This is a genomic window from Alloyangia mangrovi, from assembly GCF_002300555.2.
GTDB lineage: Bacteria > Pseudomonadota > Alphaproteobacteria > Rhodobacterales > Rhodobacteraceae > Salipiger > Salipiger mangrovi.
This window is the reverse complement of sequence record NZ_NTHN02000008.1, coordinates 103,115-115,685: the sequence shown is the minus strand read 5'-3', so window position 1 is coordinate 115,685 and position 12,571 is coordinate 103,115. Positions and strand designations below refer to the sequence as shown.

Sequence of the window (12,571 nt, the reverse complement as noted above, 5' to 3'; positions counted from 1 at the left end):
GCTCGCCAAGCGCCGCGCCGGAAAGCGCGGCGGCGATGAGCGGCATGAGCCCGATGAAGAGGAAGACATCGGCAAAGGGCAGCAGGCGGAACGCCTGGAAAAAGCCGGTGGCGGCAAGCACGGTCAGCAGCGCGCGCAGCGCCATGATGCGGCGGCTCCGCAGGCTCAGCGCCTCGCGCAGCGGCCCCTGCCGCCGTGCCGCGCAGAGCGCGAAGACCAGCACCATGGCCGAAGACAGGGCGAAGAACTGCGGGGCCGCGTAGCCTCCGGCGATCAGCTTGGTGATCCCGTCCGCCGCGGCGATGAGCGCGGTGTAGACCGCGACCAGCGCTGCGCCGGTGAGCGCCGCCCTCATGCCCGGCCCGCCCGGGCGAACCCCTCGAAGAATGCGTCAAAATGAGCCGTCTCGCGGGCCATGACGTCGAGCAGTTCGAGCACCATGGGCGGCAGTGCTCCCTCCATGCGGCGGCGCATCACCACCCAATCGGCGCTGCGCCCGCCCTTCATGGCAAAGAGCGCCCGCGACAGTTCGCGCAGCGGCGCGAGCCGCTGTGCCGCCCGGTCGAAGCGCATGCGCCCCGGCACCAGCGGCTTGCGGAAGGGCTCGTCGCCCGACAGGGCCAGCTGCCAATTGCAGACGAGGAAATCGTGGTAGCCGTCCTGCAGCGGGCCCTGCGGGTCCGCCTCTACATGGAAGAGCTGCGTCTCGCGGCTTAGCCAGCTTGTCCAGAGCGCCGGCGGCAGCTCGCCGGCGTAGCGCAGCGCGATGCAGACCTCGGCCAGCAGGTCGGAGTTCTGCTCGAGAAAGGCGAGGTGGCCGGCGAACTGCAGGCTGGTCAGCGCCTCGGGGGCCAGGCGCGGATCACGGCGGCCGTATTCGCTGAGGTAGAAGACGATATGGGTAAGCTCGTAGGCCGCCTTCTTGTTCGGCAGCGCAAAGGTGCCCGGCCGGGCGCAGAAATCGCGCAGCCGGTCCTCGAGGCCGGGATCGGCCGGACCGGAAACCGCTCGCCGCGCCAGCAGCCGCCGCGCCTCCATGCGCTGCAGGTCCGACAGCTCGGTCCCGGGCGCGCCGGACGCCGCGATGCTCCGCGCCATACGCGCGCCGGTCTCTCCGGGCATCCCGAGGTCCTCGAGGTCGAGCACCATCGACAGCAGGAAGCGGTAGTATTGCGGGAAGAAGGCCAGCCGCGCCTCGGCGCTGGTGTAGAACTCGGCATGCGGCAGCAGCGCCTGCGGGCCGATCCCGGCCCATCTCGCCGCGCCGGTACAGTCGAGGATGTTCAAAAGCTCGGCGTTCTCCTTGAGCCAGAACACATCCTCCTCGCTGCGGCGATGCAGCGCGAAACAGGCGATCAGCGCCGCGATGCGCCTGTCCGGGTCGGCGACGCGGGGCGAAGGGCGAAGGGCGACGACATTGGACATGCGGAGAGCCTTTCTGCGCGCGGGAGCAAGAACAGGACACAGGCGGTGACAGGCGGGCACCGGAGCGGCGCCCGCCCGTGCGCGAGGGCTCAGGCGCCCGAGGTGAAGAGCGCCGTGGCGTCGCCTGCGCCGATCTCGGAGCGCAGTGGCGCTGCCCCTGAGGTGAAGAGGCCGACCGCCTCGCCCGAGGCAGTCACCGGCCCGGCGCCCGAGGTGAAGAGCGCCGCCCCCTCGCCCGAGGCAATCTCGGCCCCCGCGGGCGCCGCCCCCGAGGTGAACATCTCGACTCCGCCGCCGAGCAGCGTTTCGGCCCCGGCGGGTGCGGCGCCCGAGGTGAACATGGCGCAGCCCTCGCCGCCGAACAGATCGGCGTCGATGCGGTCCCGGGCTTCTGCAGTCACGATTTCCTTGAGTTGAGCAGTCATGGAAGATCTCCCTGGTTGGATTGACACGAGAAACGTGCTTCAGGGTTTCTTGCGATGCTTGCTTCAGGCAATATGGTTTCTTGTTAAGGTGTATTAATACAGAAGTTCTTCACAGAAACAATGACTTACAATTTCGTCACCCCGCGCGACAATCTCGTTTCCCCACAGAAAGTTTTTTTTCTGGGGATAGTTTCCCTAGCGTCACCCAAATTCGAAAATTGCCTCCGAATCGCGGCCTTTTGCGGCCGAATCGCCACCGAATCCGGACAGCCGGCCTTGTCCCTCCGCCGGCTTTGCGCGATAGCTGGCGCAACTTCGGAGGGCTCCAGATGAAGATTGCCACCTTCAACATCAACGGCATCAAGGCGCGCGCCGGCGCGCTGACGGACTGGCTCGACGAGGCCCAGCCCGATGTCGCGTTGCTGCAGGAAATCAAGTCGGTCGACGAGGCCTTCCCGCGCGAACTCTTCGAAGAGCGCGGCTACAACGTCGAGACCCACGGCATGAAGAGCTTCAACGGCGTGGCGATCCTGTCGAAGCACCCGCTCGAGGACGTCAGCCGCGGCCTGCCCGGCGACGACAGCGACGAGCAGGCGCGCTGGATCGAGGCGACGGTCGTGGGCGAGAAGGAAGCCGTGCGCCTCTGCGGGCTCTACCTGCCGAACGGCAACCCGGTGGAGTTCGACGCGGAGGGCCAGCCGATCCGCGACGGCAAATACGGCTACAAGCTCGATTGGATGGACCGGCTGCACGCCCGCGCGCAGCAACTGCTGGCCGACGAGACCCCCGCCCTGATGGCGGGCGACTACAACATCATTCCGCAGGCCGAGGACGCCGCCAAGCCGCAGGCCTGGGAGAAGGACGCGCTTTACCTGCAGCAGAGCCGCGATGCCTTCCGCCGCATTCTCAACCTCGGCTTCACCGAGGCGTTCCGCGCCCGGGTGCAGGGACCGGGGCATTATTCCTTCTGGGACTACCAGGCGGGCGCCTGGCAGCGAAACAACGGCATCCGCATCGACCACGTGCTGATGACCCCCGCCTGCGCCGACCTGATGACCGATTGCGGCATCGACCGCGACATCCGCGGCCGCGACAAGCCGTCGGACCACGTGCCGGTCTGGGTCGAGCTGGATCTCTGAGCCCCCGCCCCGCAGCTCGCCCCCGAAGCCTGCCAAGCAAATGGCCCGCGCTTGCACCTGCGCGGCGCCCGTCTTACATCTGAGTAGAACAGTCTGACAGCGGAGTCCGCCCACATGGCAATAGAAGCGACGGAGATCGAACAGCTCATCCGCGCCGCCTTCCCCGAGGCCAAGATCACCATCACCGACCTCGCCGGAGACGGCAATCACTACGCCGCCGAGGTCATCGACGAAAGCTTCCGCGGCCAGAACCGTGTCCAGCAGCAGCGCGCCGTCTACGCCGCGCTGAAGGGCAAGATGGACGGCAACCATGGCGAGCTGCACGCGCTGGCGCTCACCACCAAGGCCCCCGAGTAAGACACACATAGCAAGACCAGACATCCACGCCGCGCCCTCTGCCGGGCGGCGCGCGCAGACAGGAGACAGAGATGACGACCGACGCAACCACCCGTATCGAAGAAACGGTGAAGGCGAACGACGTGGTGCTCTTCATGAAGGGCACCAAGACCATGCCGCAATGTGGCTTCTCGAGCCGCGTCGCAGGCGTGCTCAACTACATGGGCGTCGACTACCTCGACGTGAACGTGCTGGCCGATGACGCCATCCGCCAGGGCATCAAGGACTACTCGGACTGGCCGACGATTCCGCAGCTCTACATCAAGGGCGAATTCGTCGGCGGCTGCGACATCGTCACCGAGATGACCCTCTCGGGCGAGCTCGACGCCCTGTTCGAGACCAGCGGCGTGACCTACGACAAGGACGCCGCCGAGAAGATCCGCGAAGCCAACGCCTGATCATTCCGGATCTGACCGCGTGACCCAGATCACCCTCCGCACGGCGGCGAGTCCTCGGGATTTCGCCGCCGTGCGCGCACTCTGCCTCGCCTACCGCGAGGATCTGCGCGCCCATCACCCCGCCGCCCCGGCGCTGGTGGACCTCTTTTATCCCGACCCCGCTTACACCGAGCTTCTGAACGCCCTGCCCGGCAAGCATGACGCCGTGCTGCTGGCGGAGCTTCAGGGCGTGCCCGTCGGCTGCGCCATGTCGCAGCGGTTGCCCGATGGCAGTGCCGAGATCAAGCGGGTCTTCGTCGCCCCGGAGGCGCGCGGCCAGGGGCTCGCGGCGCTGCTGGTGGAAGACCTGGCAAGCCGCGCCCGTGCCGCCGGCGTGCCGCTGCTGCGGCTCGACACGATGAAGACGCTGGGCGCCGCCTGCCACCTCTATGCCAAGCTGGGATTCGCCGAGCGCGGGCCCTACCAGCCCATCCCGGAGGTGGCGCTGCCGCACCTGCGCTTCTTCGAACGGAAAGCCTGAGACCGGATCACCCCGGCTGGGTGACAACGAGCGCGCCGGTCTCGGTCGCCACCACCGTGTGTTCGTATTGTACCACCGGCGCGCAGGGCTCGCTATAGAGCGTCCAGCCATCCTCGCCCTCGCTGGCCCAGAGCCCGCCCATCGACAGGAAGGGCTCGACCGTGAGCACCAGTCCCTTGGTGATCCGCCGCCGCTCGCCACGCGAGGGCCATGTGGGGATTTCCTCGGGGTATTCATGCAGCGAGTGGCCGACGCCGTGACTGGCAAGGTTGCGGATCAGCGTATAACCCTTCTCACTGGCAAAGCGCCCGATGGCATTGCCGATCCCCGCGAGTGGCCGGTCCGCGCCGACCTGCGAGATGCCGATCTGCATCGCCTTCCGGCCGTCCTTGCAGAGCCGGTCGAGCGGCGATTTCACCGGCTCGACCCGGAACGTCGCGCCGGTGTCGGCGAAGATGCCGTTCTTCGAGGCCGATACGTCGATGTTCACCAGATCGCCGCGCTGGATCACCCTCGGACCGGGGATGCCATGGGCGATTTCCTCGTTGATGCTGATGCAGGTGGCACCCGGGAAATTGTAGCTGGTCTCGGGTGCGGATTCGGCCCCCTCGCGTTCGAGCATCCCGCGGCCGATCTCGTCGAGCTCGAGCGTCGTCATCCCCGGCTCGATCGCCTTCGCCATTCCCTGCAGGGTGTTGGCGACGATCCGGCCGATGTCCTTCAGCCCCTCGAGGTCGTCCATGTCGTTGATCGTCATCCGGGGCTCTCAGCTTTGTCGCGGTACGGGAGCCCAGACTAGCGGCGCGCGGCGGCAATGTCCTCCGCCATGAGCGGGCAGCCCGGTTGCACCCGCTGCAAGCCGCAAGGCAAAAGGGCGCGCCATCGGCACGCCCTGCGCTTGCGATCAGCGAAAGGTGTCAGCTGCCGGCGTTGGGATCCTCGTAGACCCCCTGCTCCTTCAGCGCGTCGATCACCTCTTTCGGCATGTAGGTCTCGTCGTGCTTGGCGAGAATTTCGGTCGCCCGGAACACGCCGTCGACATAGCGCCCGGTGCCGACCATGCCCTGGTTCTCATCGAAGAGATCGGGCAGCACACCCTCGAAGACCACCGGCACCGAGGCGCCACCGTCGGTTACCGAGAAGCTGATCTCATGGCCCTGCCCGCGCACCAGCGAGCCTTCCTCGACCAGCCCGCCGATGCGGAAGGTCTCGTTCGGCGACGGCGGGGCCTCGACCACCTGGCTCGGCGAGCGGAAGAAGTTGATCCCGTCACGCATGGCGTAGCCGATCAGCGCGGTCGAGACGACCAGCGCCACCGCGGCCAGCGCCACGACCTGGATGCGCCGCTGCTTCTTCAGCGATTTGAGACCCATCGTCTTCTCCCCGACATGCATGCCGTTCTCCCTATATGGCACCTTAGGGCGCCGAGAGAACCGCTCCAAATCAAATTGCGTCACCGCGCCGCGCCCCGCCCGCGCTCCCGCCCCTTTCTTCTAGGCGGAAATATCCCGGGGGTGCGGGGGCAGCGCCCCCGCTCGGACCTGCGCATGAGGGCGGTGCGCCCGCGTTGTTCCTTCGCAGAGTCCTAGGCCGCCTCGAAGCTGAGCGGCCGCTTGAGGAACTGCGTCGCATGGACCGAGACCTTGCGCGCATCGCCGGTGGTCAGGAAGCGGCTCTCGGTCCCCGTCCCCAGCATGTCGGGGTGGCGCTTGAGGTAGTCATCGAGCGAGGAGGCCACGAGGTTCGCCTGCGAGTAGACCGTGACATCGGCGCCAAGCGCCTCCTGGAAGACCTCCAGCATCAGCGGGTAATGCGTGCAGCCGAGGATCGCCGCCTGCGGGTGCGGCATCTTGCGCTTGAGCGCGTCCACATGGCTGCGCACCAGCGCCTCGGCGAGGATCATGTCGCCCTCCTCGATGGCATCGACCAGCCCGCCGCAGGCCTGCGCCTCGACGTCGACGCCGATGGCGCGGAAAGCCAGCTCGCGCTGGAAGGCGCGGCTGCGCACTGTGGCGGGGGTGGCAAAGAGCGCGACATGCTGCACCGCGACCTCGCGCGGCGGCGAGTTGTCACCCCATTGCCGTTCGGTCAGCGCCTCGATCAGCGGCACGAAGACCCCGAGCACGCGCTTGCCCTTGGGCAGCCCGTTCTCCTGCATGCGGCGCAGCGCCGCCGCCGAGGCCGTGTTGCAGGCGAGGATCACCAGATCGCATCCCGCGTCCCAGAGGTTGGCGACGGCCCTGGTGGTCAGATCGTAGATGTCATCCGCGTCGCGCACGCCGTAGGGCGCGTGCTTGCTGTCGGCGTAATAGACGAAGGGCACCTCGGGCAGCCGCTTCGCCACCGCGTCGAGAACCGTGAGCCCGCCAAGCCCGGAATCGAACACACCAACCGCCATTCTCTGCCCTCCTTGCCGGGACGCACGCCCGGCCTGCACCGTGCCGGGCACCTGCCCGACCTGCCTCATGTCACCCCGCCGACTCACGTGGCGGAAGCCCCGGGGTCCGGTCTTACGGCGCTTTCGCGAGGAGATCCATTGCGCCCTACGGCGAAGGTGCGCAAGCTCCGCCGCCGCCCGAGCGCGGGAGACGGGGCGCTGCCCCCGCACCCCCGGGATATTTTGCCCAGAAGAAAGGGCGGCGGGGCCGCCGCGCCTATTCGGCGGCCCGGGCCATGGGGCTGCCGCCGGCGCGGATGGCCGCGAGGAGCTCCTCGCGGCGCTTGGCGGCGGCGCGTTCGGCCTTCTCCTTCACCGGGCCATAGCCGCGGATCTGCAGCGGAAGCTCGGCCAGCGCGATGGTGGCGTCGAGGGTTTCGGGCGTCACCTTGGGCAGCAGCTCGGCCATGTCGCGCTCGTACTGCGCGATGAGCGCGCGTTCCATCTTCCGCTCCGCCGTGCGGCCGAAGGGGTCGAGCGCGGTGCCGCGCAGCCATTTCAGCCTGGCCAGCAAGCCGAAGGCCTTCAGCATGCCCTCGCCGTAGGTCTTCTTCTGCGGTCGCCCGTCGGAGCCTTCCTTGGAGAGCATCGGCGGGGCGAGATGGAAGCTCATCGCGAAGCCGGGCTCGAAGGTCTCTTCGGCCTTTTTGCGGGTTTCGAGATGCATGCGGGCCACCTCGTACTCGTCCTTGTAGGCGAGCAGCTTGTGATAGCCCCTGGCCACCGCCTCGCGCAGGCGCTTGTCGGTTATGCCGTCCAGCAGGGCACGGTATTTCTTCGCCAGCCGCTTGTTCTGGTAGACCGCGAGGTGGTCGGCGCGGAAGGTGATCTTCTCTTCCAGAGACTTCGGCTTCGGGGTCACCCTGGGGGTGATCAGCGCCGCCGCCTCGGCGGGGTGGAGCACCGCCCAGCGGCCGATCTCGAAGGCCCGCAGGTTGCGCTCGACCGCCGCGCCGTTGAGGCGGATCGCCTCCTCGATGGCGTCATGCGGCAGCGGCAGCAGCCCCTGCTGCCAGGCGGCGCCGAGGATCATCATGTTCGAGAAGATCGAGTCGCCCATGGTGATGCGCGCCAGCTCGGTTGCATCGAAGATCGCCAGCCGGTCCTGCATCCGCGCCGCGAGCGCCACGCGCAGCTGGTCGAAAGGCAGCTGGAACTCGGTGTTGCGGGTGAACTCGCCGGTGATGATTTCGTGCCCGTTGACCACGGCGCCGGTGCGACCGCGCTTTGTGAGGCCGAGGGTCTTGGCCCCGGCGCTGACCACCAGATCGCCGCCGATCAGCGCATCGGCCTCGCCCGTCGCCACGCGCACCGCCGAGATGTCCTCGGGGCGCATGGCCAGCCGCAGGTGGATGTGCACCGCGCCGCCCTTCTGGGCGAGGCCCGCCATCTCCATCATGCCCGCGCCCATGCCGGCGATCTGCGCCGCCTGCGCCAGCACTGCGCCGACCGTGACAACCCCGGTGCCGCCGACGCCGGTGATCACCACGTTGTGCGTCTTGTCGATCTGCGGCAGCTGCGGCTGCGGCAGGTGCGGCAGGTCGAGATCGGTAGTTTCGCCCTTGCGCATCTTCGCGCCCTCGAGGGTGACGAAGGAGGGGCAGAACCCCTTGAGGCAGGAATAGTCCTTGTTGCAGCTCGACTGGTCGATGGCGCGCTTGCGGCCAAGCTCGGTCTCGGCGGGGACGATCGAGACGCAGTTCGACTGCACACCGCAATCGCCGCAGCCCTCGCAGACATCGGTGTTGATGAACACCCGCTTGTCGGGGTCCGGGAAGGTGCCCTTCTTGCGACGGCGGCGCTTCTCGGCCGCACAGGTCTGGATATAAAGGATGACCGAGACGCCACCGATCTTCTCGAAGCGCTTCTGCACCGCATTCATTTCCGAACGCTCGAACTTTTCGATGCCGCCGGGGAAGAGGTCGAAGTTCACCTCCTCTTTCTCGTCGTAGACCACGGCAAGGTGCTCGACGCCCATGGCCTTGAGCTCGCGCGCGATGCGGTCGGCCGTCAGCCCGCCCTCGTTGGGCTGGCCGCCGGTCATGGCGACGGCGTCATTGTAGAGGATCTTGTAGGTGATGTTGGTGCCCGCGGCGAGCGCGGCGCGGATCGCCAGCGAGCCGGAGTGGTTGTAGGTGCCGTCGCCGAGGTTCTGGAAGACGTGGCTGCGCTTGGAGAAGGGCGCCTCGCCGACCCAGTTGACCCCCTCGCCGCCCATGTGGGTGAAGCCGGTGGTGCTGCGGTCCATCCATTGCACCATGTAGTGGCAGCCGATCCCGGCATAGGCGCGCGAGCCCTCGGGCACCTTGGTCGAGGTGTTGTGCGGGCAGCCCGAGCAGAAATAGGGCAGCCGCGCGGCGAGATCGGGGGCATTGTCCGCCTTGCGCGCCTCGTCGAGCGCTGTCAGCCCGGCCTTGATGCCCTCGGTGCCGCGGCCCTCCTCGACGAAGATCTCGCCGAGCTTCTGCGCGATCCACACCGGATCGAGCGCGCCGCGGGTGGGGAACAGTTCTTCGCGGTGCATGCCGCCTGCCCCGCCCTTGTACCAGCCGTAGACCCGGCGGCCCCGACGGTCGTCGAAGATCGCCTCCTTGACCTGCACCTCGATCAGCTTGCGCTTTTCCTCGACGATGACGATCAGCTCGAGCCCCTCGGCCCAGTCGTGGAAGCCCTTCATGTCCAGCGGGAAGGTCTGGCCCACCTTGTAGGTGGTGATCCCCAGACGCTCGGCCTCCGCCTCGTCGATGTTCAGCAGCGACATGGCGTGCTGCAGGTCGAGCCAGTTCTTGCCCGCCGCGACAAGGCCGATCTTGGCCCCGGGCTTGCCCCAGACGCGCTTGTCCATCCTGTTGGCATGCGAGAAGGCCTCGGCGGCGAAGCGCTTGAAGTCGATCATCCGCGCTTCCTGCGCGTGCGGGGTGTCGCCGAGGCGGATGTTGAGCCCGCCCTCGGGCATCAGGAACTCCGGCATCACCAAAGACATGCGGTCCGGGCGGCCATCGACGACGGCGGTGGCCTCGACCGTGTCCTTCATGGTCTTGAGGCCGACCCATAGGCCCGAGAAGCGCGACAGCGCAAAACCGTAGATGCCGAAATCCAGCACTTCCTGCACGCCTGCGGGCGAAACCACGGGCATGTAGGCATCCACCAGCGCCCATTCGGACTGGTGCAGCACCGTCGAGCTTTCGCCGGTGTGGTCGTCGCCCATGGCCATGAGCACGCCGCCGTGCTTCGAGGTGCCCGCCATATTGGCGTGCCGCATCACGTCGCCCGAGCGGTCGACGCCGGGGCCCTTGCCGTACCAGAGCCCGAAGACCCCATCGTACTTGCCCTCGCCGCGCAACTCTGCCTGTTGCGCGCCCCAGAGCGCCGTGGCAGCGAGATCCTCGTTCAGCCCTTCCTGGAAGAGGATGTCATTCTCGGTCAGCAGCTTTCCGGCGCGCTTCATCTGGATGTCGACGGCGCCCAGCGGAGAGCCGCGATAGCCCGTCACGTAACCCGCCGTATGCAACCCGGCGGCACGATCGCGCTCTTTTTGCATCAGCATCAGGCGAACCAGCGCCTGTGTCCCATTCAAAAGGACGGAATTCTTGTTTAAATCAAACCTGTCCTGCAGGGAAATTGCTTGCTTGCTCATGCGCGCCTCCCATCGCTCATAGTGCTTGCAGCCATGCACCATGATAGGTCACACATGCTGACCCGGATAGGGAAATTTTCGTGATTTTCCCACACTCGGCTAAGATGTGTTCCCGTTAATCGTTCCTGTCGTATACAGGGCGCCAAAGTTGAATAAGATGCCGCCATGGATTGGGATAAGCTCAGGATCTTTCACGCTGTCGCGGATGCGGGCAGTCTGACTCATGCGGGAGATGCGCTGCATCTGTCGCAATCCGCCGTGTCACGGCAAATCCGGGCGCTCGAAGAGGCGCTGGATACCACTCTTTTCCACCGTCATGCCCGGGGACTGATTCTCACCGAGCAGGGGGAGCTGCTGTTCGACGCGACCGCCGCCATGGTGAAGCGCATCGACAGCGCCACCGCGCGCATCCGCGACAGCGAGGAAGAGGTCTTCGGCGAACTCAAGGTCACCACGACCCATGGCTTCGGCGTGCTCTGGCTCGCGCCGCGGCTGACCAAGCTCTACGAGAAGTTCCCCGATCTGAAGATCGACCTGATGCTCGAGGAGCGGGTGCTTGACCTGCCGATGCGCGAGGCCGACGTGGCGATCCGCATGAAGGAGCCCAGCCAGGCGGACCTGATCCGCAAGCGGCTGATGTCGATCCGCATGCGGATGTACGCCTCGCCCGCCTATCTCGAGGCGAACGGCCTGCCCGAGTCGCTCGAGGATCTCTCCTCGCACCGGCTGATCTGCCAGAATCCCAACTCGGCGCAGGTGCTCTCGGGCAAGGCGCTGGTGCAGAAGCTGCTCACCTATGACATCCGCACAGGTCTCACGGTGAACAACTACTTCGGGGTGCTGCAGGCGGTGATCGCCAATCTCGGCATCGGCGTGCTGCCCGACTACATCATCGAGGATTTCCCGCATGTGGTGCGGGTGCTGCCCGACGTCGAGAGCAACGAGGTGCCGGTGTTCCTCGCCTACCCCGAAGAATTGCGCCATTCCAAGCGGGTAACTGCTTTCCGCGACTTCGTGCAGGACGAGATCTTCGCGCACCGGCGGCAGCTCAAGGCAATGGGCGCCGACTGACGGCGCCCAAAAAACAGGCGCCATGCAAACAGCGCATGGCAGCAATGTCCGATTGAGACCGTTTCTTCCCTTGATCGACTCAAGACTGATCACATATTCAGCACACGAAGCTTGAAGCGCCCTCGTGCGCGTCATCTTCAACCTCCCTGTTGGACTTCGGCCGAGCTTTGTGCTCGGCCTTTTTTTTTGCCGACGCGCCAGAGCTTGCTTGGGCAGGACGGTGGCCTGCACTAACCTTCCCCCAAGGCAGGGAGGATGACATGGCAGCAGACGAGATTTCCCCGGACAACGCGGCGCAACAGACCTTCTGGACCGAGGGCCCCGGCCTCAACTGGGTCACCCTGCGCGAGGAACTCGACACGCTGCACGCCGATCTCTCCGAACTGGTGCTGGCGGCCGCCGCCCCGCGGCCCGGAGAGAGGGTCATCGATCTGGGCTGCGGTGCCGGTGCAACGACGCTGGCGCTGGCCGAGGCGGTCGGCCCCGACGGCCATGTCACCGGGCTCGACGTCTCCAGCACGTTGCTCGAGGTGGCGCGCACCCGGGCTGCAGGGCTCGAGGGGCTCCGCCCCGAGTTCATCCATACCGATGTTCAGGTCTGGGAGCCGGAGCAGCCCGCCGACCTGTGCATGTCGCGCATGGGGGTGATGTTCTTTGCCGACCCCGTGGCCGCTTTCGCCAATATCCTGCGGTTTCTCCGCCCCGGAGGCAGGCTCGCCTTCATCTGCTGGCGTGCGCGCGAGGAAAACCCGTGGTTTGACCTGCCGATGAAGGTCGCGGTCGATCATCTCGGCCCGGCCGCCCCCGGAGATCCCGATGCCCCCGGCCCCATGGCATTCCGCGACCCCGAACGGGTGCGAGGCATTCTCGCCAGCGCGGGGTTTGCCGACATCGCCATGGAAACCGTCGCCGCCGAGCTGCGTCTGCCGCGGGGTATGAAGGCCGCCGATCTGGCCACCCGGGTCGGCCCCGCGGTGCGGCACATGCGCGACATGGGCGCCACCGAGGCGCAGGCGCAGGCCATTCAGGATGGCATCCACACCGCCTTCGCGCCTTTTGAGGCATCCGAAGGGGCCAAAGTGCCCGCAAGAATGAACCTTGTGACCGCCCGCAGGCCCTGACC

12 protein-coding genes and 1 pseudogene are annotated in these 12,571 nt (G+C 66.8%); 6 read left to right on the top strand and 7 right to left on the bottom strand.

Going from position 1 to position 12,571, the window contains the following annotated elements:
- Position 1: 1 nt before the first annotated feature.
- The 3 genes and pseudogenes from CLG85_RS27335 to CLG85_RS06670 form a co-directional block, all read right to left on the bottom strand.
- Positions 2-355: pseudogene (locus CLG85_RS27335) on the bottom strand (DMT family transporter); the annotation flags it as partial.
- The gene (locus tag CLG85_RS06675) at positions 352-1,425 is read right to left on the bottom strand and encodes a DUF6902 family protein (RefSeq protein WP_260348604.1); all 1,074 of its coding nucleotides are present in this window, start codon (positions 1,423-1,425) and stop codon (positions 352-354) included. The gene CLG85_RS06675 and the pseudogene CLG85_RS27335, both read right to left, overlap by 4 nt.
- Before the next feature lie 89 nt (positions 1,426-1,514).
- Positions 1,515-1,850: a DUF6749 family protein gene (locus CLG85_RS06670; protein ID WP_224846749.1), complete on the bottom strand. Its 336-nt coding sequence runs from the start codon at positions 1,848-1,850 to the stop codon at positions 1,515-1,517.
- A 329-nt stretch (positions 1,851-2,179) separates the two neighbouring features.
- Here CLG85_RS06670 and xth point away from each other — a divergent pair, with 329 nt between their 5' ends.
- The 4 genes from xth to CLG85_RS06650 all read left to right on the top strand — a co-directional run bounded on the left by xth (position 2,180) and on the right by CLG85_RS06650 (position 4,303).
- Entirely contained in the window at positions 2,180-2,989 is an 810-nt protein-coding gene (xth, locus tag CLG85_RS06665; RefSeq protein WP_095884488.1) for an exodeoxyribonuclease III, read from the top strand.
- Between the two features lie 114 nt (positions 2,990-3,103).
- Entirely contained in the window at positions 3,104-3,346 is a 243-nt protein-coding gene (locus CLG85_RS06660) for a BolA/IbaG family iron-sulfur metabolism protein (RefSeq protein ID WP_092426344.1), read from the top strand.
- A 71-nt stretch (positions 3,347-3,417) separates the two neighbouring features.
- Complete coding sequence (gene grxD, locus CLG85_RS06655) at positions 3,418-3,783, top strand: Grx4 family monothiol glutaredoxin (RefSeq protein ID WP_095882216.1); 366 nt, start codon at positions 3,418-3,420, stop codon at positions 3,781-3,783.
- Between the two features lie 19 nt (positions 3,784-3,802).
- Entirely contained in the window at positions 3,803-4,303 is a 501-nt protein-coding gene (locus tag CLG85_RS06650) for a GNAT family N-acetyltransferase (protein WP_095882215.1), read from the top strand.
- 7 nt (positions 4,304-4,310) lie between these two features.
- Here the strand turns inward: CLG85_RS06650 and map are convergent, their stop codons facing one another.
- The 4 genes from map to CLG85_RS06630 form a co-directional block, all read right to left on the bottom strand.
- A complete protein-coding gene (gene map / locus CLG85_RS06645; RefSeq protein ID WP_095882214.1) occupies positions 4,311-5,060 on the bottom strand; it encodes a type I methionyl aminopeptidase in 750 nt (249 codons plus the stop codon).
- A 160-nt stretch (positions 5,061-5,220) separates the two neighbouring features.
- Positions 5,221-5,676, bottom strand: a complete 456-nt coding sequence (gene ccmE / locus CLG85_RS06640; RefSeq protein ID WP_095882217.1) for a cytochrome c maturation protein CcmE — start codon at positions 5,674-5,676, stop codon at positions 5,221-5,223.
- Between the two features lie 212 nt (positions 5,677-5,888).
- A complete protein-coding gene (locus tag CLG85_RS06635) occupies positions 5,889-6,701 on the bottom strand; it encodes a glutamate racemase (protein ID WP_095882213.1) in 813 nt (270 codons plus the stop codon).
- A gap of 256 nt (positions 6,702-6,957) precedes the next feature.
- Positions 6,958-10,377, bottom strand: coding sequence for an indolepyruvate ferredoxin oxidoreductase family protein (locus CLG85_RS06630; RefSeq protein ID WP_260348602.1), 3,420 nt, complete (start codon positions 10,375-10,377; stop codon positions 6,958-6,960).
- Between the two features lie 165 nt (positions 10,378-10,542).
- On the opposite strand from CLG85_RS06630, the gene CLG85_RS06625 reads away from it, so the two are divergent.
- Together CLG85_RS06625 and CLG85_RS06620 are read left to right on the top strand one after the other, a co-directional pair.
- On the top strand, positions 10,543-11,448 hold the full coding sequence (locus CLG85_RS06625; RefSeq protein WP_095883359.1) for a LysR family transcriptional regulator: 906 nt from the start codon (positions 10,543-10,545) through the stop codon (positions 11,446-11,448).
- A gap of 260 nt (positions 11,449-11,708) precedes the next feature.
- Entirely contained in the window at positions 11,709-12,569 is an 861-nt protein-coding gene (locus tag CLG85_RS06620) for a class I SAM-dependent methyltransferase (protein WP_095883358.1), read from the top strand.
- The last annotated feature ends 2 nt before the right edge of the window (positions 12,570-12,571 follow it).

What these genes read in the sequence shown, in the direction of transcription:
- grxD (WP_095882216.1), top strand. Translation starts at nt 3,418, where the DNA reads ATGACGACCGACGCAACCACCCGTATCGAAGAAACGGTGAAGGCGAAC.
- CLG85_RS06670 (WP_224846749.1), bottom strand. Translation starts at nt 1,850, where the DNA reads ATGACTGCTCAACTCAAGGAAATCGTGACTGCAGAAGCCCGGGACCGC.
- CLG85_RS06675 (WP_260348604.1), bottom strand. Translation starts at nt 1,425, where the DNA reads ATGTCCAATGTCGTCGCCCTTCGCCCTTCGCCCCGCGTCGCCGACCCG.
- CLG85_RS06635 (WP_095882213.1), bottom strand. Translation starts at nt 6,701, where the DNA reads ATGGCGGTTGGTGTGTTCGATTCCGGGCTTGGCGGGCTCACGGTTCTC.
- map (WP_095882214.1), bottom strand. Translation starts at nt 5,060, where the DNA reads ATGACGATCAACGACATGGACGACCTCGAGGGGCTGAAGGACATCGGC.
- CLG85_RS06660 (WP_092426344.1), top strand. Translation starts at nt 3,104, where the DNA reads ATGGCAATAGAAGCGACGGAGATCGAACAGCTCATCCGCGCCGCCTTC.
- CLG85_RS06630 (WP_260348602.1), bottom strand. Translation starts at nt 10,377, where the DNA reads ATGAGCAAGCAAGCAATTTCCCTGCAGGACAGGTTTGATTTAAACAAG.
- ccmE (WP_095882217.1), bottom strand. Translation starts at nt 5,676, where the DNA reads ATGGGTCTCAAATCGCTGAAGAAGCAGCGGCGCATCCAGGTCGTGGCG.
- xth (WP_095884488.1), top strand. Translation starts at nt 2,180, where the DNA reads ATGAAGATTGCCACCTTCAACATCAACGGCATCAAGGCGCGCGCCGGC.
- CLG85_RS06620 (WP_095883358.1), top strand. Translation starts at nt 11,709, where the DNA reads ATGGCAGCAGACGAGATTTCCCCGGACAACGCGGCGCAACAGACCTTC.
- CLG85_RS06625 (WP_095883359.1), top strand. Translation starts at nt 10,543, where the DNA reads ATGGATTGGGATAAGCTCAGGATCTTTCACGCTGTCGCGGATGCGGGC.